General features: G+C 41.7%; 25 protein-coding genes and 1 pseudogene. 17 read left to right on the forward strand and 9 right to left on the reverse strand.

Annotated features, from left to right (window positions below; translation table 11 throughout):
- Nucleotides 1–12: 12 nt before the first annotated feature.
- The 3 genes and pseudogenes from rlmD to QR42_RS03425 form a co-directional block, all read left to right on the forward strand.
- Nucleotides 13–1,389, forward strand: coding sequence for a 23S rRNA (uracil(1939)-C(5))-methyltransferase RlmD (rlmD, locus tag QR42_RS03415; protein ID WP_039183014.1), 1,377 nt, complete (start codon nucleotides 13–15; stop codon nucleotides 1,387–1,389).
- Nucleotides 1,390–1,643: 254 nt separating this feature from the next.
- Entirely contained in the window at nucleotides 1,644–2,618 is a 975-nt protein-coding gene (locus tag QR42_RS03420) for a tRNA dihydrouridine synthase (protein WP_017366774.1), read from the forward strand.
- A 108-nt stretch (nucleotides 2,619–2,726) separates the two neighbouring features.
- Nucleotides 2,727–3,176 (forward strand): annotated as a pseudogene (locus tag QR42_RS03425) (SMI1/KNR4 family protein); the annotation flags it as partial.
- A gap of 135 nt (nucleotides 3,177–3,311) precedes the next feature.
- Here QR42_RS03425 and QR42_RS03430 read toward each other — a convergent pair.
- Nucleotides 3,312–4,076, reverse strand: coding sequence for a MurR/RpiR family transcriptional regulator (locus tag QR42_RS03430; RefSeq protein ID WP_039177006.1), 765 nt, complete (start codon nucleotides 4,074–4,076; stop codon nucleotides 3,312–3,314).
- A 148-nt stretch (nucleotides 4,077–4,224) separates the two neighbouring features.
- Between QR42_RS03430 and QR42_RS03435 the strand changes: the two genes are divergently transcribed.
- Entirely contained in the window at nucleotides 4,225–5,811 is a 1,587-nt protein-coding gene (locus tag QR42_RS03435; protein ID WP_039177009.1) for an alpha-glucoside-specific PTS transporter subunit IIBC, read from the forward strand.
- A gap of 17 nt (nucleotides 5,812–5,828) precedes the next feature.
- Nucleotides 5,829–7,154, forward strand: a complete 1,326-nt coding sequence (locus tag QR42_RS03440; RefSeq protein ID WP_039177012.1) for a 6-phospho-alpha-glucosidase — start codon at nucleotides 5,829–5,831, stop codon at nucleotides 7,152–7,154.
- Nucleotides 7,155–7,250: 96 nt separating this feature from the next.
- Here the strand turns inward: QR42_RS03440 and QR42_RS03445 are convergent, their stop codons facing one another.
- A complete protein-coding gene (locus QR42_RS03445; RefSeq protein ID WP_039177014.1) occupies nucleotides 7,251–7,622 on the reverse strand; it encodes a hypothetical protein in 372 nt (123 codons plus the stop codon).
- A 172-nt stretch (nucleotides 7,623–7,794) separates the two neighbouring features.
- Here QR42_RS03445 and QR42_RS03450 point away from each other — a divergent pair, with 172 nt between their 5' ends.
- Together QR42_RS03450 and QR42_RS03455 are read left to right on the forward strand one after the other, a co-directional pair.
- A complete protein-coding gene (locus QR42_RS03450) occupies nucleotides 7,795–8,232 on the forward strand; it encodes an Rrf2 family transcriptional regulator (protein WP_039177017.1) in 438 nt (145 codons plus the stop codon).
- 64 nt (nucleotides 8,233–8,296) lie between these two features.
- Nucleotides 8,297–9,208: an NAD(P)/FAD-dependent oxidoreductase gene (locus tag QR42_RS03455; protein WP_039177019.1), complete on the forward strand. Its 912-nt coding sequence runs from the start codon at nucleotides 8,297–8,299 to the stop codon at nucleotides 9,206–9,208.
- 10 nt (nucleotides 9,209–9,218) lie between these two features.
- On the opposite strand, the gene QR42_RS03460 is transcribed toward QR42_RS03455, so the two are convergent.
- Entirely contained in the window at nucleotides 9,219–9,419 is a 201-nt protein-coding gene (locus tag QR42_RS03460; RefSeq protein WP_039177022.1) for a hypothetical protein, read from the reverse strand.
- A 113-nt stretch (nucleotides 9,420–9,532) separates the two neighbouring features.
- Here QR42_RS03460 and QR42_RS19555 point away from each other — a divergent pair, with 113 nt between their 5' ends.
- Nucleotides 9,533–9,871 (forward strand): DUF3885 domain-containing protein, encoded by a 339-nt coding sequence (locus QR42_RS19555; protein ID WP_235354787.1) that lies wholly within the window; start codon nucleotides 9,533–9,535, stop codon nucleotides 9,869–9,871.
- Nucleotides 9,872–9,927: 56 nt separating this feature from the next.
- Nucleotides 9,928–10,179 (forward strand): DUF3885 domain-containing protein, encoded by a 252-nt coding sequence (locus tag QR42_RS19770; protein ID WP_442852923.1) that lies wholly within the window; start codon nucleotides 9,928–9,930, stop codon nucleotides 10,177–10,179.
- A 35-nt stretch (nucleotides 10,180–10,214) separates the two neighbouring features.
- On the opposite strand, the gene QR42_RS03470 is transcribed toward QR42_RS19770, so the two are convergent.
- On the reverse strand, nucleotides 10,215–11,543 hold the full coding sequence (locus QR42_RS03470) for a 6-phospho-beta-glucosidase (protein WP_039177025.1): 1,329 nt from the start codon (nucleotides 11,541–11,543) through the stop codon (nucleotides 10,215–10,217).
- Between the two features lie 197 nt (nucleotides 11,544–11,740).
- On the opposite strand from QR42_RS03470, the gene QR42_RS03475 reads away from it, so the two are divergent.
- Nucleotides 11,741–12,472, forward strand: coding sequence for a MurR/RpiR family transcriptional regulator (locus tag QR42_RS03475; RefSeq protein ID WP_039177027.1), 732 nt, complete (start codon nucleotides 11,741–11,743; stop codon nucleotides 12,470–12,472).
- 17 nt (nucleotides 12,473–12,489) lie between these two features.
- Here the strand turns inward: QR42_RS03475 and QR42_RS03480 are convergent, their stop codons facing one another.
- Nucleotides 12,490–13,689, reverse strand: a complete 1,200-nt coding sequence (locus QR42_RS03480) for an MFS transporter (RefSeq protein ID WP_039177030.1) — start codon at nucleotides 13,687–13,689, stop codon at nucleotides 12,490–12,492.
- A gap of 145 nt (nucleotides 13,690–13,834) precedes the next feature.
- Between QR42_RS03480 and QR42_RS03485 the strand changes: the two genes are divergently transcribed.
- Complete coding sequence (locus QR42_RS03485) at nucleotides 13,835–14,314, forward strand: aminoacyl-tRNA deacylase (protein WP_039177033.1); 480 nt, start codon at nucleotides 13,835–13,837, stop codon at nucleotides 14,312–14,314.
- A 32-nt stretch (nucleotides 14,315–14,346) separates the two neighbouring features.
- Here QR42_RS03485 and QR42_RS03490 read toward each other — a convergent pair whose 3' ends face one another.
- Nucleotides 14,347–15,255 carry a LysR family transcriptional regulator gene (locus tag QR42_RS03490; protein ID WP_039177035.1) on the reverse strand — a complete coding sequence of 303 codons (909 nt, stop codon included), beginning with the start codon at nucleotides 15,253–15,255 and terminating at the stop codon, nucleotides 14,347–14,349.
- A 103-nt stretch (nucleotides 15,256–15,358) separates the two neighbouring features.
- On the opposite strand from QR42_RS03490, the gene QR42_RS03495 reads away from it, so the two are divergent.
- On the forward strand, nucleotides 15,359–16,561 hold the full coding sequence (locus tag QR42_RS03495; RefSeq protein ID WP_039177037.1) for an MFS transporter: 1,203 nt from the start codon (nucleotides 15,359–15,361) through the stop codon (nucleotides 16,559–16,561).
- A 64-nt stretch (nucleotides 16,562–16,625) separates the two neighbouring features.
- Here the strand turns inward: QR42_RS03495 and QR42_RS03500 are convergent, their stop codons facing one another.
- Complete coding sequence (locus QR42_RS03500) at nucleotides 16,626–17,705, reverse strand: DUF3900 domain-containing protein (protein ID WP_039177040.1); 1,080 nt, start codon at nucleotides 17,703–17,705, stop codon at nucleotides 16,626–16,628.
- Between the two features lie 200 nt (nucleotides 17,706–17,905).
- Nucleotides 17,906–18,055, reverse strand: a complete 150-nt coding sequence (locus tag QR42_RS18795) for a DUF1540 domain-containing protein (protein ID WP_072367870.1) — start codon at nucleotides 18,053–18,055, stop codon at nucleotides 17,906–17,908.
- A gap of 355 nt (nucleotides 18,056–18,410) precedes the next feature.
- Here QR42_RS18795 and rfbF point away from each other — a divergent pair, with 355 nt between their 5' ends.
- The 5 genes from rfbF to QR42_RS03525 are packed head-to-tail and all read left to right on the forward strand — an operon-like array spanning nucleotide 18,411 to nucleotide 23,192.
- Nucleotides 18,411–19,175, forward strand: coding sequence for a glucose-1-phosphate cytidylyltransferase (rfbF, locus tag QR42_RS03505; RefSeq protein ID WP_039177042.1), 765 nt, complete (start codon nucleotides 18,411–18,413; stop codon nucleotides 19,173–19,175).
- 4 nt (nucleotides 19,176–19,179) lie between these two features.
- Nucleotides 19,180–20,151, forward strand: coding sequence for a GDP-mannose 4,6-dehydratase (locus QR42_RS03510; RefSeq protein WP_039177044.1), 972 nt, complete (start codon nucleotides 19,180–19,182; stop codon nucleotides 20,149–20,151).
- Between the two features lie 12 nt (nucleotides 20,152–20,163).
- Nucleotides 20,164–21,075 (forward strand): putative nucleotide-diphospho-sugar transferase, encoded by a 912-nt coding sequence (locus tag QR42_RS03515; protein ID WP_039177047.1) that lies wholly within the window; start codon nucleotides 20,164–20,166, stop codon nucleotides 21,073–21,075.
- Nucleotides 21,072–22,262, forward strand: a complete 1,191-nt coding sequence (locus QR42_RS03520) for a glycosyltransferase family 2 protein (RefSeq protein ID WP_039177049.1) — start codon at nucleotides 21,072–21,074, stop codon at nucleotides 22,260–22,262. The genes QR42_RS03515 and QR42_RS03520 overlap by 4 nt, the downstream gene beginning before the upstream one ends.
- Nucleotides 22,263–23,192: a putative nucleotide-diphospho-sugar transferase gene (locus tag QR42_RS03525; protein ID WP_039177052.1), complete on the forward strand. Its 930-nt coding sequence runs from the start codon at nucleotides 22,263–22,265 to the stop codon at nucleotides 23,190–23,192.
- A gap of 37 nt (nucleotides 23,193–23,229) precedes the next feature.
- On the opposite strand, the gene QR42_RS03530 is transcribed toward QR42_RS03525, so the two are convergent.
- On the reverse strand, nucleotides 23,230–24,468 hold the full coding sequence (locus QR42_RS03530) for an MFS transporter (RefSeq protein WP_039177054.1): 1,239 nt from the start codon (nucleotides 24,466–24,468) through the stop codon (nucleotides 23,230–23,232).
- Between the last annotated feature and the right edge of the window lie 35 nt (nucleotides 24,469–24,503).

Genomic DNA, 24,503 nt, shown 5'->3' on the forward strand with positions numbered 1-24,503 from the left:
GTGATAAAATTGGTGAAAATGAAACCGCCTGTTGAAAAGAATGAATACTACAATGTAACCTTCGAAGACTTAACGCATGAAGGTGCAGGTGTAGCAAAAATTGAAGGATTCCCTGTCTTTGTACCAAATGCCCTTCCTGACGAACAAGGGCAAATCAAAGTCACACGAGTCAAAAAAGGATTTGCTTTTGGACGACTCATGGAGCTGACAAAGGAAAGTCAGCACAGGCAAGATGCGCCATGTCCCATTTACAAGCAGTGCGGCGGCTGTCAAATTCAGCATATGAGCTATGAAGGCCAGCTGCTATTTAAACAGAAACAAGTAAAGGACGTTTTAGAGCGGATCGGCAAGCTTGATATGAGCCGTGTAAAAGTTCATCCTGTACTCGGCATGGAAGACCCTTGGAATTACCGAAACAAAGCACAAGTGCCAGTTGGCGAACGCGAAGGCGGACTTGTTGCAGGATTTTATCAGCAGCGTACCCATGAAATCATTGATATGGAAAAATGTTTGATTCAGCAGTCAGAAAACGACGAAGTGGTACAGGCAGTAAAAGACATATGCAATGCGTTTGGTATCAAAGCATATAACGAAGAGCGGCACAAAGGCTGGCTGCGTCATGTCATGGTTCGCTACGGTATTGCAACAGGTGAAATGATGGTTGTGTTTGTTACTAGAACAGCTGACTTTCCGCAAAAGCAGCAGGTGATTGAGCAAATTATAGCACGCTTCCCACACGTTCGGTCAATTGTACAAAACGTGAATTCAAAGAAAACAAATGTCATTTTCGGAGACGAAACAACCGTTTTATGGGGCGAAGAATACATTTATGATACGATTGGCGACATCAAATTTGCCATTTCAGCCCGATCATTTTATCAAGTGAATCCAGCTCAAACAAAGGTGCTTTATGACAAAGCACTTGAATATGCAGAGCTGCAAGGCGAAGAAACCGTCATCGATGCCTACTGCGGAATCGGTACGATTTCCTTATTTCTCGCACAAAAAGCAGGAAGAGTATATGGCGTAGAAATTGTGCCAGAAGCGATTGAAGACGCAAAACGAAACGCTGCCTTAAATGCAATCAATAATGTTGAATTTGCAGTCGGCGAAGCAGAAACCGTGATCCCAAACTGGTACAAAGAAGGCATCAAAGCAGACACGCTAGTTGTCGATCCGCCTAGAAAAGGCTGTGACGAAGCATTGCTTGACACCATTTTAAAGATGAAACCAAACCGTGTTGTTTATGTTTCCTGTAATCCTGGGACGCTAGCTCGTGATTTGCGTATTCTTGAAGATGGCGGGTATGTGACGGAGGAAGTGCAGCCGGTGGATATGTTTCCGCATACCTCACATGTGGAATGTGTAGCAAGTCTTGTGATTAATTAGTAATGTATTGAGACATCCCGATTTCGTGAAAAAAATCGATATTGGGGTGTTTTTATTTTTGTATGTTCAATCGGCACTAAAAAATGATATTTGGAAGTGGAATCAATATTTTCACCCCGCAATTCATTACCAAATGTCCTTTTTTGCAATTTTGCCCGGTTCATATTAAAGTATATAATGATAAAAATTGCTGAAAGAATTTACAGAAGGACATGCCCTTTAGGCGCTATGTCATGAGAGGAATTGGATGAAAGATGAGTAAAAACTTCTGGCGTGATTTACCGCGGCCATTTTTTATATTAGCACCAATGGAAGAAGTGACAGATGTTGTGTTTCGTCATGTTGTGAGTGAGGCGGCGAGACCTGATGTGTTTTTTACAGAGTTTACGAACAGTGAGAGCTATTGCCACCCTGATGGCATTCAAAGTGTGAAGGGGCGTTTAACGTTTACAGAGGATGAGCAGCCGATTGTTGCTCATATTTGGGGAGACAAGCCTGAGAACTTTAGACAGATGAGCATTGGAATGGCGGAGTTAGGATTTCAGGGGCTTGATATTAATATGGGCTGTCCTGTCCCAAATGTCACACAAAACGGGAAAGGCAGTGGATTGATTCTACGACCAGACGTTGCCGCAGAGCTGATTCAAGCGGCAAAAGCTGGGGGATTACCTGTCAGCGTCAAAACAAGACTTGGTTTTACTGAGGTTGATGAATGGCGCGGATGGCTTCGACACATTTTGGAGCAAGATATTGTGAATTTATCGATCCACCTTCGCACAAGAAAGGAAATGAGCCAGGTGGATGCGCATTGGGAGCTCATTCCTGAGATCAAAAAACTTCGTGATGAAGTAGCACCTGATACGCTTTTGACGATCAATGGTGATATTCCTGATCGTCAAACAGGCTTAAAGCTCGCTGAACAGTATGGAGTGGACGGAGTGATGATTGGGCGCGGGATTTTCCATAACCCATTTGCTTTTGAAAAAGAGCCGAAGGAACATACAAGTGATGAACTGCTTGGTCTTTTAAGATTACATCTTGATCTTCATGATCAATACTCATCACTAGGTCTGCGTCCATTCAAGGCACTGCACCGTTTCTTTAAGATTTATGTAAAAGGATTCAGAGGAGCGAGTTTCTTAAGAAATCAATTAATGAATACATCATCAACAGATGAAGTGCGTGCCATGCTGGATGAATTTGAAGCGAGAAATCAAGAACAATCATGACCAACAAGAGGAGGGGGCGAACCCTTCTCTTTTTTATTAAATAGGACTATTAAACTAGTTCTCTTAAATGGTAAAATGAGATAGAAATAACAATTGGAGGTATTTTATTTGAAACCATTTTGGGATAAAGACAGTGAAAGCGATGAAACATTTAAGAAAATCAATGAGAAAGGCATTGCAAAAGCGGAAAAGAAGCTAGGCGTCATCTTGCCGGATACATATAAAAAACTGATTCTCGAACAAAATGGCGGGTATACCCTGCATAACGCTTTTCCCACGGATCAGCCGAATGGATGGGCAGAGGATCATGTGTCATTTGATCATTTAAGAGGAATTGCCAAGAATGAAGGCATTATGGATAGTGATTATTTAATAGAAGAATGGGAATTGCCTGAGGGACTTGTGCTCATTTGTGGGGATGGTCATACGTGGATTGCATTGGATTACAGAGAAACAAAGGAACATCCGCCGGTTCATTACTTTGATCTAGAATATGAGACGGATTTCAAATTAGCGGATTCGTTTGATGAACTGCTTGCTGGGCATTATACTGCTGAATAGGAAAAGGCGGCCGCAAGTAGATATATTTCATTACATCCGCTGTTATACAGTGTTTTTTGAGAGAGACAAAAGAGTCTCTCTTTTTTTTGCGAAGCAACATTGAATCTCTCTCCAAAACTGTACCTGTTATGTTTAAGTCCTATTATTCAATTGGTTCACTTTCCACTCACTATATTTTCTGACGATCATATCTGCCACAATGTAAAATGGCAGAAAGCTGGAGTTGTCCACTTTGTTATATAAGTGAAACGGGGTGCTGCTTACATAGATGTTAAACATGGCATTTTGTGCAAGGAGGTTATTCCTTAATGTGGTCATGCTGATAAATTTGATATGTCTCGTTTTCACCAATTGAATGATTTCATCTAAATTCTTCGATTCACCCGATAAAGAAATGATAAATAAAAGGTCATCCTCACCAAATTCAATGATTCCATCTGTTAAGTCCCGCTTGCTTCGTAATACTTGAGATTTCTTATGCAGTGACCATAGCTGCCGCTGTACATCATTGGCCAAATCGAGCTGTGCAGTTCCTGTACCATAAATATAAATATACGGTGCGCGATCTATCAGTTGATTTAATTGATGAAAGTCCAGCTGCTCCATATATTTTCTTGTCTGCCGGATATCTTGATCAAGCAGCTGCATTAAATCTTGTGTTGTCTCTTCAGTGAAAGCATTTAATTTCACATAAGACTTTAAGTCACTGTAGCCGTCGAACCCTATTTTCTTGGCAAGCCGATGGATGGATGAAATGGAAGTATGAGCATAACGGGCAAGGTCCTGAATTTTCATTGTCTTCATTTCTTCAAGATGATCATGGATCGTTTTAATAATGTGCAGGTCATTCTTATTTAAATCTTCGAAGTATTCATTAACCAGCTTGTCCAGTATCATGCGATGTGCCCTCCAACATGAAAATATTTTCTTCCTGTGAAAATATAATCTAATGTTACAACTTGATTTCTAAATACGTCAAACCTATTGGTTTTTGTAAGCGCTACCTTTACAGTGGTGTTATGGATCAAGCAAAGGGGTAATGCTTATGAATGCAATCAAGCGGTTTGGCAGTGCTATGGTAGTTCCTGTACTTTTATTCGCGTTTTTTGGTATTGTTGTCGGCCTCGCGACTTTATGTAAGAATCCAGCGATTATGGGGGAAATGGCTGCAGAAGGTACGATGTGGTATAAGGTTTGGACACTGATTGAAAGCGGAGGATGGACGATTTTCAATCATATGGAATTAGCCTTTGTGATTGGATTGCCCATCTCACTTGCAAAAAAAGCGCAAGCCCGTGCGACGCTCGCAGCTTTGATGATTTATCTCGTATTTAACAATTATATTCATGCTATTTTGACACTTTGGCCGTCTGCTTTTGGTGTTGATTTATCGCAAGGTGTTGAGAATGTAGCAGGGGTAAAAGAAATTGCGGGTATACCTACGCTGGATACAAGTATCATTGGTGCGGTGATGATATCTGGAATCGTCATTTGGATCCATAATCGTTTTTATGATCAAAAGCTGCCTGAAATGCTTGGGATTTTCCAGGGGCTTGTATTTGTTGTCATCATCGGATTCTTTGTGATGATTCCTATTGCTTTTATCGTTGCTTTTGTATGGCCCTATGTTCAGCAGGGGATTCAATCTCTCCAAGGGTTCATGGCACAGTCTGGTTATATTGGTGTCTGGCTGTTTCATTTCTTGGAAAGGGTATTAATTCCAACAGGACTTCACCATTTTATTTATACACCTTTTGAGTTTGGTCCAGCGGCTGTAAATGGAGGGTTAAAACCATATTGGATTGCTCACTTAAATGAATTTGCGTCCTCAACTTCCGATTTGAAGGATCTTTATCCATACGGATTTTTATTACATGGGAACATTAAGATGTTCGGCTGTTTAGGGATAGCTCTAGCCATGTATTTTTCTACACCGAAGGAAAATAGAAAAAAGGTTTTGGCTTTGGTATTACCCGCCACATTGACAGCCATATTTGCGGGAATTACAGAACCGCTTGAATTTACGTTTCTATTTCTCGCGCCTTATTTATTTGTGATACATGCACTTCTTGGAGCGACCATGGTGACAATCATGAATATGTTTGGTGTTGTCGGAATGATGGGTTCCGGGCTGATTGAAATAGCTGCATTGAACTGGATTCCGCTCTCTTCAAATCATGGAGGGATTTATCTGATCCAAGCGATGATTGGACTTCTTTTTACTGCATTGTATTTTGTCATATTTAGATGGATGATTGTGAAATTTGATATTCCATTACCAGGACGAAAAGATGAGGAGGAGACGAGGCTATATACAAAACAAGATTATGAGAGTCATAAAAAAGGTCATGACAAAAAGGAATCACCCGTTTATGCATCAGAGTATGAAGAGAAAGCCGTTTATTTCTTAGAAGGCCTTGGCGGTAAAGAAAACATTAAAGATGTGACAAACTGTGCCACGCGTCTGCGTATTACAGTGATTGACCCTAGCTTGGTGAAAGATAGGGACTACTTTACAGAGAATAAACTGGCACACGGCATGGCTAAGAGTGGTCAAAGCATTCAAATCATTGTTGGCTTAAGTGTACCGCAAGTAAGAGAGTCCTTTGAGACTAAACTTTCATTAGATTGAAAAAGGAGCTGGATATCATGAAAAGATTTAATATTACCATCGCTGGAGGCGGAAGTACATTTACACCGGGAATCATTTTGATGCTGTTAGACTATTTAGAGGAGTTCCCAATTCATACAATTAAACTCTATGATAATGATGAAAATAGACAAAAGACGATTGCAGATGCATGTGAGATTATGTTAAAAGAACGAGCACCAGAAGTACGATTACTGGCAAGCACGGACCCAGAAGAAGCGTTTACTCAAGTCGATTTTGTGATGGCACATATTCGTGTCGGAAAATATGCAATGCGTGAATTAGATGAGAAAATTCCATTGAAGCATGGAGTCGTCGGACAGGAAACATGCGGTCCAGGCGGAATAGCTTACGGAATGCGTTCTATTCCAGGTGTATTAGAACTTGTCGATTATATGGAAAAATACTCACCTGAAGCTTGGATGTTAAACTATTCGAACCCTGCAGCGATAGTAGCTGAGGCAACACGTAAGCTAAGACCGAATTCTAAGATTTTAAACATATGTGATATGCCAATTGGCATCGAAGAATTAATTGCAAAAAATTTAGGCTTATCTTCACGGAAAGAACTAGAAGTAGATTACTATGGTTTGAATCACTTTGGCTGGTGGACAGATATTCGAGATAAATCAGGAAATAGCTTAATGCCTGAGGTGATTAAGCATGTAAGCCAGCATGGTTATGCAACAGATGGAACATCTGAACTAGAACAGCAGAAGAGCTGGAACAGCACATTAAAAAAGGCCAAAGATATTCAAGCGCTTGACCCAAAAACGGTCCCTAATACGTATTTGAAATACTATCTATTTCCAGATGAAGAAGTAGCACATTCCAATATAGAATTCACACGTGCCAATGAAGTCATGGAGGGACGGGAAGCTTTTGTTTTTAGTGAGTGTCAGGCCATCATTGATAAAGGAACTGCAAAGGAAACAAAGCTGACCATTGATGAGCACGCTTCCTATATCGTTGATTTGGCAAGAGCCATTGCTTTTAATAAAAAAGAACGGATGCTGATGATTGTAGAGAACAATGGCGCCATTAGAAACTTTGACCCAACAGCAATGGTCGAAATTCCTTGTATCGTTGGCAGCAATGGTCCAGAAAAATTAGTAGTTGGAGAAATTCCTAGATTTCAAAAAAGTCTCATGGAGCAGCAAGTTGGCGTAGAAAAATTAGTAGTAGAAGCATTTGAAGAAGGGTCCTATCAAAAACTATGGCAGGCCATCACATTATCGAAAACGGTGCCGAGTGCAAAAGTAGCAAAAGATATTTTAGACGACTTAATTGTGGCAAATCAAGCATTTTGGCCAGAATTAACATAACAGGAGAATAAGCAATATGGGCGTGACAGTGCTCATATTGCTTATTTATTGTGATGGAGACGAAAAGACCCCTTACCAAAAGGGGCCCGTCATTCCTTACTCGGCACTCTCCTCAACCTCACGGCTATCCTCAGTTTCACCAATATAAATAGGGCCGTTTGCGTGGTCGATTCTGATTGGCCATTCGTATGGAATTTGAAGACGTCTAGCGATGGCTCTCCAGAATTTTGTGGAATCCAATTCGAATTCTTGGAAGTCTTTTAATAAGTCTTTGTAAGATGAGCCATCAAATTGAATGTACATATCTTGAAGGCGCATGAACGCGACATGTCTCACTTCAAGTGCTGCCGCGGCTTCCATTTCTTCTTCTGTTGCTTCTCCGATGATTGTACCTGCGGGCGGAAGCATGTCGTATACGTTAAATTCCTCTTCTTCTTCGTGTGCTGCATTGTGCTGTTGATCTGACATTTTTCTTCACTCCTTCTAGTTCTCAATCAAAATTTTATTCCGTACTTACTTCTATTATCGGAAGGAAATGTGAAAAGTGGAGCAGATCCACAGCACTTGCTTTTTTCTCTTGAATCATCTATGATCAATTACAGATATAAAAGGTCTATAATAGATAGAAAGGAGTTTCCTCATGAAATATTCTAAAGCGACCAACTATGCGCTACATACGATGGTGTTTTTAACTATTGCGCCAAAGGGTAAAGCGATTGGCGTTGAGCCACTTGCTAAGATGCAAGATCTTTCACCAACCTATTTATCCAAAATTTTAACAAAGCTTGTGAAGGCGGGATTGATTGAATCAACACCTGGTGCAAAGGGAGGATACACCCTTATCAAACGAAAGGAAGACATTTCGTTTTTAGATGTCATTCAGGCTGTAGAAGGACAAACGAATTTATTTCGCTGCTCTTTAGAGCATGACTCCTTCATGCCTCATGATGGCTGTTTGATTGAACAAGTCATGCAGGATGTGGAAACGAAAATGCAGGAGACATTAAGTCAAAAACGGTTAATTGATATTGCGAACCAAATTGAGCAGACAGAAAAAAATCCATTTTTCAAGATGTGATTTTTTTTGAACTAATTATAGACATTAAGAGTCTTTAAAGTCTTGAATAAAAGGAGAGATTGATATGTTATTAGATTGTGCGATTATCGGAGGCGGGCCAGCCGGATTAAGTGCAGCACTTGTTGTGGGCCGGGGCAGAAAGCAGGTCATTGTATTTGATGACGAGCTGCCAAGAAATCGAGTGACTCAGGAATCACATGGATTTATTACAAACGATGGAATGACACCGTTTGAAATCAGACAAGCCGGAGAGGCAGATCTTCAAAAATACCCTAATATCCAAATCAAACGAAGTAGAATTAATGATATACAAAAGCGAGAGGAATTCTTTACGTTACTGACACACGAAGGGGATACATTCGAAGCGAAAAAAATCATCTTGGCAACTGGACTTCAGGATATATTACCAGAGATCGAAGGAATTCATGATGTGTATGGAAAAACGTTGTTTAGCTGCCCTTTCTGTGATGGATGGGAATTAAAGGATAAAGCGCTTGCCCTTATTGCGGAGAATCAGCGAGCCTTGCATATGGCTAAGCTTCTATCCAATTGGACAAAGGATTTGATCGTGTTTACGAATGGGCACGTGTTGGCTGAAGAGGACAAGTCACTTCTGACGGAGCATTCTATTCAAGTCATTGATGTGCCTATTGTATCGATTGATCATGACAATGGTGAGCTGCGCTCTCTCCAGCTTGCAAATGGGGAGACAGTAAAAAGGGAAGGCGGTTTTGTCGCAAGTGAATTCAAGCAGTCAGCCCCATTTGCTGAAAAGCTTGGCTGTCAAATGACGAAGAATGCAGGTATTGAAACAGATATTCTTGGACGTACAACCGTCAGTGGTGTCTTTGCATGTGGTGATAATTTAGGCGGTCCTGCTCAGTTAGTTCTCGCAGCAGCAGCTGGAAGTCAGGCAGGAATGGGCGTCATTCATGAACTTGTGCAAGAAAAGTTTCAAGAAAAAACATCTCTATGAAAAGAGATGTTCAGCGATGAACGGTTTTCTGTTTTGCTAAGACGTGAGCTGTCCATTCAAAAAGTGCGTAGATGACAAAGAAGATCAGGATCCAGCTGCTGGCATCGACCCAAACATTGGTAATATGAATGATGTTCGCCTGATCAAGTCCAGTCTGTATCCACATAGTGATCAATGCGGTGAGGAACACCTGTAAAAACCATTTTTTCAATTGGTCACACCTCCATCTCTTTCTATCATATAAGAAATGACAGTTAATTCCTAATTGTTTTCCTGTATGTTTCAACGGTAAAATAAGAAATAAAATCAATGGAAGGACATGACATGAGCGATCAAACAAATAGCTTTTTAAAAAGTCATTTTCCTGATCTTGTCCTCACCCCGCCTCTTTTTTATGGGTGGCCTTTTGGTCTTCGCTTTGAAGTGGCAGATTGGTCATTAGGAAAAGAATCGATTGTACTAGAAAAATCGGGAGATCGTGCTTTTGAGATTGTAAAATATGCTTTTGATCCAGAAGACGAAATGCTGCTTGTAACGGATGTGTATACAGAACATGAACATGAATTAACGAAGCGTAAGCTCCTGGTTTATCAAAAATATGTGCATCGGCAAGTAAGGAAGCGGTTGCGTCACGAGCTTTTGACTTATGTACGTCCAGAATAGAAGATTCACTGACATTAGAGAGATTTACACTCAAATGCCAGCTGCAAGACATTCGATTGCGTCCGCTTCTCCATGCGATCTGCCAGGAGGACTTTTATACACCGAATCAAATCTTGAAGGGGAAGCTTAGATATGAAATTTACCTAATGAATGTCTCGAAAAAAATGATTTTTCACTTATATGATGATCGAGGCTGTGATCTCATCGCGGCAGAGCCAGAGCGTTTAAGACCAGTCTATGAAGGATTACAGCACTGGCTATTAGATTATGATCGCCCACAAATGGACCGGCTATTTACAGCCAAATAAGAAAAACCGCACTTTCGAAAAGTGCGGCTTCTTTTTTATGCTTCTACTTTATTAAAAAACTGTGGCAAATATTCTTTGTGTGCTTCTAGCATTTCATCTAGGATGCTTTTTGCAACAGCATCTGATGGGACAAGCGGGTTGATGGTCATTGCGACAAGGGCTGTGTTGTAATCGCCTGTCACAGCTGCTTCAGCAGCTACACGTTCAAAGGATTTAATTTGAGAAATGAGTCCTTTGACAGCGACCGGCATTTCACCAACAGCGATTGGTTTAGGACCGTCTTTTGTGATAACGCAGTTGAGTTCAACGGCAGAATCATTTGGAATGTCACTGATGGCGCCATTGTTAATCGTGTTGACAGGCTGAATGTCATGCTTGTCGTTATAAATGGATGCAATTAAGTTACAAGCTGCATCACTGTAGTAGGCACCGCCTCGTTTTTCAAGCTGCGGCGGCTTGATGTCTAGATCAGGGTCTTTGTAAAGCTCGAACAGATCATTTTCTAATGCGCGAACGACTTCTGCACGAGTTCCTTCGTTTGCTGCTGCTTTCTTTTCCTCAGCCAGCATATCACTTGTTTTGTAGTAGTAGCGGTGATATGGACAAGGAATAACGCCAAGCCCTTTTAAGAAATCAGCATCCCACGGAATCGCTTGAATGTTGTTCATCGACATGCTGGAGTTTGGATCCGCCATGTCTTCGATCACTTGATCCATGATGCTTTTGCCGTCTAAGAATACATTGAGTCCAAAGACCATATGGTTTAATCCAGCAAAGCTGACTTCGACTCTGCTTGCGTCGACATCAAGCCCTTTGGCGATTCCCATGCGAATGCCGATTGGCACGTTGCATAAGCCAACGACTTTTCGATGGTTTGAATAACGAAGTACGGCTTCAGTGACCATACCAGCTGGATTTGTGAAATTCACAAGCCATGCATTCGGGCAAAGCTCTTCAATATCTTTGACAATATCAAGAATGACAGGAATGGTGCGAAGTCCTTTGAATAGACCCCCTGGACCATTTGTTTCTTGACCAATGACATCATATTTTAAAGGAATGCGTTCATCCTTCATACGTGCTTCAAGAAGTCCGACACGGAATTGTGTTGTAACAAAATCAGCATCTACAAGCGCTTTTCTACGATCTAATGTTAAATGAACCTCGATTGGAAGTCCTGCTTTTTTGACCATGCGTTTTGCAAGATTTCCTACGATCTCAAGCTTTTCTTTTCCCGCTTCAATATCAACGAGCCAAAGCTCGCTAATCGGAAATTCATCGTATCGTTTAATAAATCCTTCGACAAGCTCTGGTGTATAGCTTGATCCTCCGCCAATTGTGACAACCTTTAATCCTTTTGCCATGCTCTGCACCTCCGAATAATGTAACGCGCAATGTTATAATAGAGAAAAGTCTTTTTTATTTTGTACATCTATAGCTTATCGTGAGAGCATCTCATGCGTAAATGACTTCAGCGTCTTTAGGCAAGGGTGCCCTATTTAGAGATTTGTTACATAAAAGAAACACCTTGTGACATGTTGTTGGAGAAAGGGGAAGTCAGATGTTTTCAAGTGAGGTCATTTCCAGCTTTAATGAACTAGAAAGCGCTTTATACCGATATATCATGGAAAACAGTGAAAAGGTCGTATACATGAGAATTCGAGACCTTGCAGATGCTGCACATATTTCCACCTCGTCTGTCCTTCGTTTTTGCCGAAAAGTAAATTGTGAAGGCTTTTCAGAGTTTAAAGTGAAGCTCAAAATGTATTTAGAATCAGAGCAGACACCTTCTTTAAAAAGCACACAGCACTTTCTATATGAATTTATTGAACGAACATTAAAGGGAGACTTTGAGGGGAAAATTAAGGAGGCAGCGAAACTCATTGCTGAGGCAAAAAATGTGCTGTTTATCGGGACTGGCAGTTCTGGCATTTTGGCGCAGTATGGGGCGAGGTACTTTTCAAGTCTTGAGAAATTTTCCTTTTACATCAATGATCCATTTTTCCCGATGAATATGCAGTATTTAGACAATAGTGTCACCATTGTGCTGTCTGTATCAGGGGAGAACAGTATTACGATCGATCATATTTCAAAGTTAAAAAGGGAAGGCAGCACAATCATTAGTATTACGAATAACCAGCACTGCACGATTTCGCGCATTTCAGATTTAAATATTGCCTACTACGTCACAGATGAGCGGGTACACAGAGCCAATATCACCACACAGACGCCAGTTGTGTATATTTTAGAAGCAATGGCCCGTGACATGTTCGCGATGTTAAAAGAAAAGTAAAAGAGCCGCTGCATGAATCAGCTGCTCTCTTTTTTCTGCTTCATAAAAGAAAGGATGGCAATACCAGAACAGATGAGCACAAACAGACCGCCTAGCAAATACACAGACCTCGCCCCATATGCATCCGCAATCAATCCAACAAAGAAAATAGATAAACCGACAGATACAGAAGAAAGGACGTAATGAGCTGAGTACACCTTTGATAAATCTTGGACAGGTGTTTCCGTTTGAAGAATGGTTTGCTGCGAAACATCACGAATTTGATAAGCAGGCCCCATCAAAATACAAAGCAGTAATGCAAGCCATGGCAGGTTGTTCAGTGAATAGACAATAGTCAGCACTGCATAAATGAATGACCCAGCTGCCATAAAGAGAAGAAGCTGTTTTTGAATAAATTGACTCATCCATGCAGCTAAGAGACCGCCTAGAATGGTGCCGATATAATAAGCGGCATTGATAAAGCCCCACCATTCCTCACCTTGCTTTAAATCTTGTGTGACAAAGGCAAGCGTAATTGCACCGATCCATACAGCACCCGCAATATTTTCACAAACATCCATAAACGTCAGGGTGCGCACCGTTTTATTTGTCCAAATGATCGTCCAGCCATCTTTGAAGCTGTTCGTCTTATTTGCTTTTCGAACCGTCTCTTCTTGCTTGAGAAGAGGAAAGACAGGGATGAAAAATAGGTAAGACAACACAATCATGACACAAGTGATCCACATTAAATAAAATGGCCCAATCCATAGGACGAGCATTCCAGTGAACGAATAGCCGGCGATTTGAACCATTTGATGAAATATGGACGCTGTACTGTTTGCTTTCACAAGCTGATTTGCTGGCACAAGCATCGGCATGATCGCCTGCATTAAAGGACTGATGAACCCGCCTGTGAGGGAAATCAAAATGAGTGCACTAAACAGCCAGACCATATGCTGCTGAAAGAAATGAAATTGGGCTGTAAACACGACGAGCATCCCAAGACGTAAAAGCGGGACCCATTTCAATAGGCGGCCAGCTTGAAAGTAATCAGTTAAAACAGGAGAGAAAAGCCCAGCCAATAGCTGGCATATCGTTCTGATCAGTGGAAAGACAGCCGCATAGGCAACAGATTGTGTATCTTGATAAATGACAAACGTGATCGTCATGACAAATAAAATATCACTCAACATGAGAAGGCTTTTACTGCTTGTATAACACCAAAACTTGTTTCCCATATTAAACCGGCTCCTTTTCAAAAACATGTTTAGTATAGCATGGTGATGAAGGGTTCAGAGGCTTTCCATTGAAAAATACATCTTAAGGATGAGAAGATTGTGATAAGCTAAATGAAGGACATTGTAAGGAAAGGGGTTCAATCACTTGAGAAAATTACCAGCACATGACTTTTTGGACAAACATGGCATCCCATATGAGATCAAAACATTTTCTGCCGAAACAGAAAAAGGAGCAGCAAATGTAGCGGCAGCCCTTGGTTTTCGTGAAAGACAAATGATCAAAACATTGATCTTTGAAACAGGAGAAGGGGAGCAGCTGCTTGTGATGGTTGGCGCTGACCAGCATATTAAGTCAGGGAAACTAAAGAAAGCGGCCGGCTCCCGTAATATTAAAATGGCTTCACCGGAGAAGGTTCTTGAAGTGACGGGCTATCGAATTGGTTCGATTCCGCCGTTTTGCTGGCAGCCAGAAGGATTTCGCACGATCATTGAAGCTTCATTATTAGAGGAAGAGATATTAGGGGTTGGAGCAGGAGAATGGGGAAATGAAATCCTCATCACACCAGAACAATTAGTGAAAGCCTCAAAGGCTGTACCGTTTGACATCGTGCAGCCAGCCGAATAAAAAAAGTGCCTGTTTTTGGAGCAGGCACTTTTTTAATTGGCAGCAGGCGTAGTGAATGGACCGATACCTTTCATTTGCAGGAAGGCATCCACGGTTCTATTTTCTTCAAGATCATTCGCCCGCTTGCACACAACAACTGGTCTGACGATCTCAATGCCTTCAATGTACACGCGCCCAATTTCTTTCCGCTTGAGACTACCTTGAACCGCATCACGGGGAACAAGTGTGATACCATATCCAGCTTTGATCATTTGTATCGCTTCATGAACACCGCTGAACTGCAAGTCTACGGTAGGTTTTTTGATGCCTTTCGAGGTAAAAAGAGAAAAAAGTTTATCTCTTGTGGAACTGCCTTCTTCACGCATCAAAAAAGGCTCCTGGCTCAGGCGCTCTAGCGGGACGGTTTTTCCGTTCAATGGATGGTCTGCCGGGACAATAAAATCATAGCTTAAATTCGTTAAATGAGAGGTGAGAATCTCTTCATGGTGCAAATCCTCGATCACAGCGATGGCCACATCTGATTCATATTGAAGCAGGCTTTCTAAAACTTGAGCGGAGTTTCCACTTTTTAATTCAATTTCCGTTTCGGATGAAGCTGTTTTAAAAGCAGCGAGCCAATCTGGCAATAAAAAGTTGAGTGGTACATAGGTAGAAGCGATGCGGAGCCGCCCCTTTTTTCCGTTTTGTAAAAGTGCAATCTGATATTCTACTTCCTTTTCAGCCTCGAATACTTGCCTGGCATAAGGGTATAGAATTTTCCCCATTTCCGTAAGTGTAATCCCTCTGCCATTTCGTTTAAAAAGACGGAACCCGATCTCACTTTCAATGCTTCTAAGCTGAGCCGTCACAGCTGGCTGTGTCAAAGATAGCACGTCTGCTGTTTGTGTAACACTTTTTGTTTCTGCGACCTTTGCAAAAATTCGAAGGGCATGTAAATTCAACTTTGCACCACCTATCAATTATTTTGATGGTTCAATCAAAAACATTCATTAGATTTATTATAAGGCATCCCTTATTGTAAAGATAGCGAAGGGGGAAGGGAAAATGGATCATCGTCAAAAGCAAGTGGTGTCAATATCGCTTATCACAGCATTTGCACTGATTGGGGATTCAATGCTTTATATTGTTCTTCCGATCTATTGGAAAGAGATTGGTTTATCATCTATTTGGGAGGTTGGGCTGCTACTGTCCATCAACCGATTCATCCGCATCCCGCTAACGCCTGTCGTTTGGTGGCTCTATCGGTTTGTCCCAATGAAAACAGGTGTATTGATCGCTATATTGATTGCATCAGTAACCACGATGCTATATGGTGTGAGCGGTTTTTGGCTGCTGCTGATTTGCCGCTGCGCTTGGGGGCTGGCATGGACGTTATTGCGTATGAGTGGAATGAGGTTAATTGCTGAGATGGACGAAGGCTCACAGGGGCATTATACGGGCATTTACAATGGGCTTTACCGGCTGGGCAGTTTATTTGGCATGTTATTTGGCGGAATATTTGCCAGCCTGATCGGCTTCCAGTCCATGACGCTTGTTTTTGGTTTACTCACATTGCTAGGGGTCATTTTTTATGTCTCTCTGGATGAGATTGAAAAGGGAGAAGAGGGGCAGGTGTATCAAGTCATCAAACAGCGGTGGCTTGCACGAGATGTTGTAAAAGTTTTAATGACAGGTATGCTGATCGCACTTGTGATACAAGGGTTATTCGCATCAACACTCAGTCATGTCATTGAAGCAAGGATCGGTGATGGTGAATTTGCTCTGTTCGGCTTTGTCATCGGAGCTTCTGCTTTAAGTGGCATCATTCAAGCGCTCAGATGGGGGTGGGAACCATTTGTAGCACCGAAAACGGGCAGATGGTTTGATGGCCTTGTGATGAAGGAACGAACGCTTTGCTGGATGTTTCTTTCATTTGGATGTCTTAGTCTTCTGGCGGTCATGCTGAAGGTCAGCGGCTGGTTTCTTGTGATGCTGCTTTTGATCCAGCTGCTGTCAACAGTCTTAACGACATTAACGGATACGCTTGCCTTTCAAAAAGCCTCTGCTCAAACCGATAAAAACCGCTTCCTCGCAAGCTATTCCTTTGTTCAAGATATGGGAGCAGCTTTAGGACCCTTGTTCGGATATACGATGATTCAGTTTTTTGGATCAAGCAGCGTCTTTTGGCTGATGCTCATCATAAGCTTATTGCTTGTCAGCATGTGGGCAAGAGGCAGGGAGCTGCATGTTTCTTCTGATCCAGCGTAATAAATTCAGGCGTTATACAAAAAAACTGCCTCTTGCGCTGAATGCAAGAGGCAGTCATGGTTTCTTATTCTACATCTGAATCATAGGCTTTTTGCGTCAGCTGGCTGACCACCTCTTTTAACCCATTTGGTTTATGAAACTCAACAGGTGTGCTTCCTTTTTCGAAGACGATTTGATCTGCTTCAACGAGCACGACATATCGATTGTTGAGCTTTGCAATATGGATCGAGTGGCCAAAGTCTGCAAGAAGACCTTTGATTTCCGTCTCGCCTAGACGCATTTTCATTGTGATATCAGGAGTTTGTTCAACAATATGAGAGGCTGCTTGTGTGACCTGCTCTGTATCGAGTGTTTCTCTAATTTCTCGTTTTTCACTCGCTTCCCATATTTCAAGATCCTCTTCAAACTGCTTTAATTCTTCACTTTCATCCTGTAATGTTTCAAAAACCTGTTCCTGTACCATATTCATGACCTGTGATTTCATGATTTCAGGCATGGATTCACCGTATTCGACGAACTTCAAAAAGTCCTCAAAATAACGAGCGTGTGACGATTGGTGAATTTTCACTTCCGCTTCTTCAGTCATGCCCTCTTCTGGCATAAACGGGTATTGAATTGATTTCATGTTTTTTGTCGTAATGGCCATTTCGACTTTTCTGATCAAGGTAGATGTATCAGCGATAGAAGCCACTTTCTGCTCGAAATCGCATTTCATAATAAAGACAAAGGAATCGTCGAAATACTTTTTAGGAACGGCAGAAGCCACTAAAAAAACGCCGCCTCTGACAGCACTTGTATCTAAATATGTGCGAACAAACTGTTCACTGCATTCATTAAACAATTCTTTTGTATCTGCAAATCTCGTTTGATGAAATAGGTTGTAGTTTGGGTTTGAATCGAGCTCATGACCGGGTTCTACAATAAATCGGCCAATTTTGGTCGGTACTTGTTCAGATTTAGGGTGTCTGTCCACTTTTCGTTTGACGATTTTTTTCAGTTCGCCGTCTAAAAAGTCCTTCAGCTCACTTTGTTCAAATTCCTCTTGATCTAGTGTTTGATAATGTTTAAATCGTTTATTTGCTTGTTCATCTTTGCCTTCAATTTCTACGACAAAGAATGATAGAAAACGTATCGTAAAATCCATTGATTGGTCACCACTTTTTCTTCTTCGGATATGTTGAGTATAGAAAAAGGAGTGAAAATCGTCAACGAATGGAGAAATATCGTGTCATTATTTCCCGAGAAATGTTTATTGAAAAACACTTGATAATAATTATCATTCTTGATAGAATGATAAAAGAAAAGAAGGAACCTGCCAGTTCCTTCATCTCAGAGAAAAATAGATTATTTTGTTTCAAATGTTTCGCAATCAGTTTCAGTATTGCGAGTCACTTCAGTCATCGTGTTTTTACCAATTTTAATGGTAGAAGCGGTACAGCTGTTTTCAGCCCAGAAACGGCAAGAGTTCACTTCACAAAGAACATTTTGTGCCATGGGAATTCACCTCCGTGATTCATATTGAGAATGAAGCAAGCTGCCACTTGTATTCATTCAATCTAGTAGTCTCTTTATATAAAGAGGCTGTTTGTGCTGGTTATGCACATGTTTATCATACCATCTACCCTGAAAATATACAATTTAAACTTTGAAAGAGCGAGAATATGAATCTCGCTCTTTTTTTATTTGTAAAAATAGTTAAATGCTAGGTGGCACACTCTCTCATTTCGACATATGAATAGAGTAGATTCAAAACCTGATGTCGGACAAAGTATGGGGGTACATGTACTGATTTTCCGCATAAAGATAAGGTTTTTAATCAAAAATCTTCATAGAGAGATGAGGGGAGAAGATGAAAGCAGTCATTCTCTGCGGAGGAAAGGGAACGAGAATGAGTGAGGTCACACAAGCGCTTCCTAAACCACTTGCTATGATCGGAGATCGGCCTATTCTATGGCATATTATGAAAATCTATCAGTATTACGGTGTAGACGAATTTATCCTATTGCTTGGTTATAAAGGAGAGAAGATCAAAGAGTACTTTCTGAACTACGACTGGCAGCACCACAGCATGCAGCTCGATATGGCGACAGGAGAAATGAAGCTATTAGGGAAATCGGAGAACTGGAAAATCACCTTTTTAGATACAGGTGAAGATACGATGACAGGCGGACGTTTAAAGCAGGCACAGGATTACATCGGTGATGAGACCTTTATGATGACGTATGGTGATGGACTGGCCAATATCAATATGTTTCATTTGCTGAAACGTCATCAGGATCTTGGTGCAGCTGCGACTGTCACAGGCATTGAAAAGAAGTCCCAGTACGGGACACTGAAGGTGTATAACGGGATGGCACAATCCTTCTCTGAGAAGACAGACAGTATCGGGATGATCAATGGAGGATTTTTTGTGTTGTCTCCAAAGGTATTTGATTATTTGACAGACGATGACCAATGCGTGTTTGAAGCGGAGCCTCTTCAAAACCTAGCGGATGATGGAGAGCTTGCCGTTTATGAACATCACGGATTTTGGACAGCAATTGATACGTATAAAAATCTGAAGGAAATCAACGACATGTGGACAGATGGAAAACAACCATGGAAGGTTTGGTGACAGCATGAGCGGATTTTGGAATGGAAAGAACGTATTTGTAACTGGATGTACAGGGCTGTTAGGGAGCTATCTCGTCAAGGAATTAATTGATCAAGGGGCAAACGTGACTGGCCTTGTGCGTGATCAGGTGCCTCGATCGAATTTATATCAAGGCAGTCAATTTGAAAAAATGAATGTGGTGCAAGGCGCATTAGAGGATATGCAAACGATTGAACGTGCGTTAGGAGAATATGAAATTGACACCGTCTTCCATTTGGCTGCCCAAGCCATTGTGGGGGTCGCAAATAGACATCCTGTTTCTACATTTGAAGCGAATATCTTAGGGACATGGAATGTGCTGGAGGCGTGCAGAAGACAGCCGCTGATCAAACGAGTGATCGTGGCATCAAGTGACAAAGCATACGGTGATCAAGAGCAGCTTCCATATGATGAAGACATGCCATTAAACGGGAAACATCCGTATGATGTCTCGAAGAGCTGTGCAGATCTTATTTCTCATACGTACTACAACACATATGGTCTTCCGGTTTGTATTACACGCTGCGGTAATTTATACGGAGGCGGAGATTTGAATTTCAACAGAATCATTCCGCAAACCATTCAGCTTGTGTTAGAAGGAAAGGCGCCGGAAATTAGAAGTGACGGGACATTTATTCGTGATTACTTCTACATTGAAGATGCAGTGAAGGCATATTTGCTGCTAGCTGAGAAGATGGAGGAAAAAGGGCTGGCGGGAGAAGCCTTTAACTTTAGTAACGAAATTCAGCTGACAGTGCTTGACCTTGTGGATAAGATTTTAAAGGCAATGGGAAGTGAGCTGAAGCCTCGTATTTTGAACCAAGGAACACATGAGATTAAGCATCAATATTTGTCGGCCGAGAAAGCAAGAAAGCTGCTTGATTGGAAGCCTGACTACTCCATTGATGAAGGTTTAGAGAAGACGATTGAATGGTACCGCGAATTCTTTCAAAAATAGAGGTGTAAAAAGATGAACAGCATATATTGTACGGTTCTTTCAAGTGGAAGACTTTATCAAGCCATTGCGTTTTTCTTATCGTTGAAGCAAGTAGAAGATGATGCTGTCATCAAGACGTTATGTATGGATGATGCTGCATTTGATTTGCTTCATCAAATGAATTTCCCGCATGTGGATCTTGTTCATGTACGGGAGCTCGAGACACCAGAACTGCTAGAGAAAAAAGAGGAACGGGATGCATCGGAATATTGCTGGACCTTAAAGCCGATTTGGATTGAGTGGTTATTTGAAGAGGAGCAGGCAGAGAGCGTGACTTATCTTGATGCGGATTTATTCTTTTATGAGAGCCCTCAGGTTATTTTTCAACATCAGCCGAATGCCTCTGTTTTAATTTCAAGAGGGGATATTGTCATTCCAAGCTTTGATGCTGAGGAAGTGAAGATGCTACAGAAGCTTTTAGGCCGCTATAATTCAGGCTTTCTGCATTTTAAAGGAGATGAAGCCGGACGAAAATGCCTCAGCTGGTGGAAAGAAGAATGCTTAAAAGAATGTAAAAATGCACCGGGAGAAGGCAAGTTTGGCGATCAAGGATATCTGGATCATATGCCGAGGCTGTTTGACAATGTAGAAGATATTGAGACAAAAGGTGTGAATATTGGTCATTGGAACTATGGGCAGCATTCTTATCGGGAGGAGAATGGACGTATTCTTCTGGAGGATGGGCACCCGCTCATTTGCTATCATTTCAGCGGCTTTCGGATTGTGAGCAAGGATGAGATGCAGCAAATTCATGAAAAAGGACGAAATGACCTGCCGTTTTTCCAAGAAGCCTATCGGCAAGTGCTTCGCCATGTGATTGAATCTGTGGAGCAGGTCGATCCGCTGTTTAACGGATATGCCAAACGGGAGGAGGATGACGCATGAACGAAAAGCCAAAGGTGAGCGTCATTATTCCAAGCTATAATGCCAAAGAGCGGTTAGAAGGAAGCCTTTTTTCCTTAACACTTCAGGAAACAGATATTCCATTTGAGGTCATTGTTGCCGATAATGGCTCAACAGATGGCACGATGGAAATGCTCGAGAACATTGAAGTGAACTTTCCGTTTAAAAAGGTGCGTATTCCTGTCAATCAAGGGATTGCAAAGGGGCGTAATCATGCCATTCGCGAGGCGGAGGGAGATCTGCTCATTTTCCATGACAGTGATATGCTGGCAGAACCGAGATTTATTGAAAAGCATGCAGAGGCCCATGCTGACAGGGAGGATCTCGTTATTTGCGGTGTGTGCTGGAAGCGGATTTATCGCTATTTTTACACAGCTTTTGATAAGGATCATATGAAGCGGTTGAAAAAGCAAGGGCTGTATAAACGGAAAATGGAGGACAAAACGCCTCTTTTATCATTGGAAGAAGTCGAAAATGGTGCATTTCTTGAGAAAAGTTTCGATTTGCAGTCTGAGTTTATAGATATCCTGAAAGACATTTTAAATACGTACCACTATGATTTAGGTTCTTATGAGCTGCCATGGCGATTTTTTATTACAAATAACTCCTCTGTCAAACGGAAGCATGTCATGGCACTAGGGATGTTTGATGAAAATATCGTTCGGTACGGATTTGAGGATTATGATTTAGGGATTCGTCTGCATCAGCTTGGTCTCTCCTTTGAATTGCGAGAGGATATCATGAGCGTGCATCAAGAGCATCCAAGTAATTTAACGTCGTTTGATGACATCAAATACAACATTTTGTATATGTGTGAGAAGTACAACAATATTGATTCCATTGATGTCCATTTGGCTTTCTCCGGTCCGTTTTCTCATACTGTGACAAATGATATTGTGAAAGAAGTTCGGCAGCTGCGTGAGAATTCAGCATTTGATGACCTGTTATCTTATTTTTTAGAACTGATTCACTTGATCACAGAGCGGAATGTAGGCATCAAACGCGATAAAAAAGATATGCTGACAGCCAAGCATGTTCCTTTGAAAAAGCTGGCAGAAGCGGCGCAGCTTGCACGGCAGGAGTATGGCTGCACGGTACTTGTAGAAGCCATTCAAGGGCTGACGAAAGAGCTGTTACACGTTGATTTGTTCCAAGTGGATGTGTTGTAAATGGCGTCTTATCACTTTACAACCATTGTGTCGAATACCCACGTCTTTAAGCTTTTGGCGCTGATTCATTCGCTTGAGAAAAACGCTCATGCATTCAAGCTATCGGTTTTATGTGCAGACCCTTTGGCTTACAAGGTGTTAAAGGAGTTCCCTCACCCGAATGTTCAATATGAACAGCTTGAAAACATTGAGGATGACTCCCTGCGCAAGGCAAAAGAGGATCGTACGTTTCATGAGTATTGCTGGACATTAAAACCTGCCTTTTTGCTCAAAACTCTTGAGTTCTCAGATGCGGATTATCTTGCTCATTTGGATACGGATTTGTATTTTTATCATGATCCAGAGGCAATTTTTGCAGAGAATCCAAGCGCTCATTTATTTTTAACGGATCATATGAATTCCAAGCGGTTCTATCGTTATTACGAGTTGTCTGGCCGTTTTAATACTGGGTTTGTAGGCTGTCGTAACACAGATGTTGCCAAACAGGCAGTCACGCAATGGAAAGAAAACTGTCTTGCCCATTGTACAGTAGAAATGGATACAGAAAAAAAGACGTACGGAGATCAGCGGTATGTGGAAAGATGGGTTGATGATTTTGAAGGGGTTCATATCGTTGCATCTAAAGGAGCCAATGCGGCGATTTGGAACATTGAAAACTACAAGCTTTCAGTTGTAAAAGGGGATATGTATCTCGACGAATGTCCACTTTTGTTCTATCATTTTTCTGCCTTTACGATCATTGATGAGAAGACCTTTAATCTGAATTGGTATTACTATATGACAGAACAAAAGCTTGTGGATCACCTGTATATTCCTTATGCTGACTTGATTCATCGAAAAATCAAACAGGTGCAAAAGGTATTTCCAGAATTTAAGCAAGGGTTTATTGCAAAGAAGCATGTTCCTGATACACATTTCTATGAGATGTGAAAAAAACCGCTCATATTGATTTGAGCGGTTTTTCCTTTTATGATTCATTCCATTTGGAGATGGTTTGGTCGCTAGGAAGTAAGAAGGCTAGGATGCCTAATATCGGTAAAAAGGCAACACCGAGCATGGTAGGCGTTAAGCCAAAGGCATCAATGAATGAACCGAGGGCAACCGATCCGATTGCACCCATACCAAACGCAAGCCCAACAGTTAAACCAGACATTGTGCCAATTTTCCCGGGAAATAGTTCTTGGGCATAAACCACGGTGACAGAGAAGCTTGATGTCAAAATGAGCCCAATCAGCCCGAGTAAAACATAAGCAAAAACGGGTCCGGCAAATGGCAGCAGCAGGGCAAGCGGGAAGGATGCCAATAAGGAAACTAAAATCACGTTTTTTTTGCCAAAGCGGTCTGCAAGTGGCCCGCCTAAAAATGTCCCAATTGCACCTAGAATGAGAAATAAGAAAATATAAGTCTGTGATTCTTTAATCGTCAAACCGTATTGTTCAATCGCATAAAACGCATAGAAATTCGAAATGGCATTTCCATACCAAGAGCGGGCAAAGATGAGAAAGACGATAATGCCAAGTGCAATGAGTGCTGATTTCCGATGAATATCAGATCTAGCAGCTTTTGCAGGTGTTTTTTTCGCTTGGGCCCGAATGGTTTGAAGTCTTCCGGCATACCATCTTGAAATATAAAGAAGGAAACCGACCGCTATCATTCCAACAATCGTAAACCAAGCCACGCCTGTCTGACCGAGCGGTACGAGCATTAATGCAGCGATAAGCGGGGCAAAGGCTTGACCTGTATTACCGCCTACTTGATAAATGGACTGTGCAAGTCCTCGTCTTGGACCAGCTGCCATGTTGGCAACACGGGAGCCCTCTGGATGGAAGATAGCAGAGCCAAGTCCGATAAAGACAACGCAAAGCAAAATGGTTGCAAAAGATGGAGCAAACGCGAGTCCGAATATACCGACAGCACTTGAAAATAAAGCAATCGGAAGTGCATAAGGCATCGGCCGTTTATCTGTGTACCAACCAATAGCAGGCTGCATCACGGAGGAGACCATATTTAATGTAAAGGCAATCAGCCCTAATTGTGTAAAGGTCAGCCCCATTGAGCGTTCCAAAATAGGGAACATCGCAGGAATAACGGCTTGAAGTGTGTCGTTCAGCATATGACAAATACCAATAATCAATAGGATGGGATAAACCGTTGAGCCGGTAACAGAATGTTGAGGTTTATCCTTTGTACGAGCAGCAATGGCCAATGAGACTTCCTCCCTTCATTTATCTGTTTTCTGAT

The organism is Bacillus sp. WP8, assembly GCF_000800825.1.
GTDB lineage: Bacteria > Bacillota > Bacilli > Bacillales > Bacillaceae > Bacillus > Bacillus safensis.

Bases quoted from the DNA above. Each gene is read 5' to 3' on its own strand.
- QR42_RS18795 (WP_072367870.1), bottom strand. From the start codon at position 18,055: ATGGCACAAAATGTTCTTTGTGAAGTGAACTCTTGCCGTTTCTGGGCT.
- QR42_RS19555 (WP_235354787.1), top strand. From the start codon at position 9,533: ATGAGCGATCAAACAAATAGCTTTTTAAAAAGTCATTTTCCTGATCTT.
- QR42_RS03495 (WP_039177037.1), top strand. From the start codon at position 15,359: ATGGATCATCGTCAAAAGCAAGTGGTGTCAATATCGCTTATCACAGCA.
- QR42_RS03470 (WP_039177025.1), bottom strand. From the start codon at position 11,543: ATGGCAAAAGGATTAAAGGTTGTCACAATTGGCGGAGGATCAAGCTAT.
- rfbF (WP_039177042.1), top strand. From the start codon at position 18,411: ATGAAAGCAGTCATTCTCTGCGGAGGAAAGGGAACGAGAATGAGTGAG.
- QR42_RS03450 (WP_039177017.1), top strand. From the start codon at position 7,795: ATGAAATATTCTAAAGCGACCAACTATGCGCTACATACGATGGTGTTT.
- QR42_RS03435 (WP_039177009.1), top strand. From the start codon at position 4,225: ATGAATGCAATCAAGCGGTTTGGCAGTGCTATGGTAGTTCCTGTACTT.
- QR42_RS03420 (WP_017366774.1), top strand. From the start codon at position 1,644: ATGAGTAAAAACTTCTGGCGTGATTTACCGCGGCCATTTTTTATATTA.
- QR42_RS03455 (WP_039177019.1), top strand. From the start codon at position 8,297: ATGTTATTAGATTGTGCGATTATCGGAGGCGGGCCAGCCGGATTAAGT.
- QR42_RS03515 (WP_039177047.1), top strand. From the start codon at position 20,164: ATGAACAGCATATATTGTACGGTTCTTTCAAGTGGAAGACTTTATCAA.
- QR42_RS03500 (WP_039177040.1), bottom strand. From the start codon at position 17,705: ATGGATTTTACGATACGTTTTCTATCATTCTTTGTCGTAGAAATTGAA.
- QR42_RS03525 (WP_039177052.1), top strand. From the start codon at position 22,263: ATGGCGTCTTATCACTTTACAACCATTGTGTCGAATACCCACGTCTTT.
- QR42_RS03520 (WP_039177049.1), top strand. From the start codon at position 21,072: ATGAACGAAAAGCCAAAGGTGAGCGTCATTATTCCAAGCTATAATGCC.
- QR42_RS03430 (WP_039177006.1), bottom strand. From the start codon at position 4,076: ATGATACTGGACAAGCTGGTTAATGAATACTTCGAAGATTTAAATAAG.
- QR42_RS03475 (WP_039177027.1), top strand. From the start codon at position 11,741: ATGTTTTCAAGTGAGGTCATTTCCAGCTTTAATGAACTAGAAAGCGCT.
- QR42_RS03445 (WP_039177014.1), bottom strand. From the start codon at position 7,622: ATGTCAGATCAACAGCACAATGCAGCACACGAAGAAGAAGAGGAATTT.
- QR42_RS03440 (WP_039177012.1), top strand. From the start codon at position 5,829: ATGAAAAGATTTAATATTACCATCGCTGGAGGCGGAAGTACATTTACA.
- QR42_RS03480 (WP_039177030.1), bottom strand. From the start codon at position 13,689: ATGGGAAACAAGTTTTGGTGTTATACAAGCAGTAAAAGCCTTCTCATG.
- QR42_RS03510 (WP_039177044.1), top strand. From the start codon at position 19,180: ATGAGCGGATTTTGGAATGGAAAGAACGTATTTGTAACTGGATGTACA.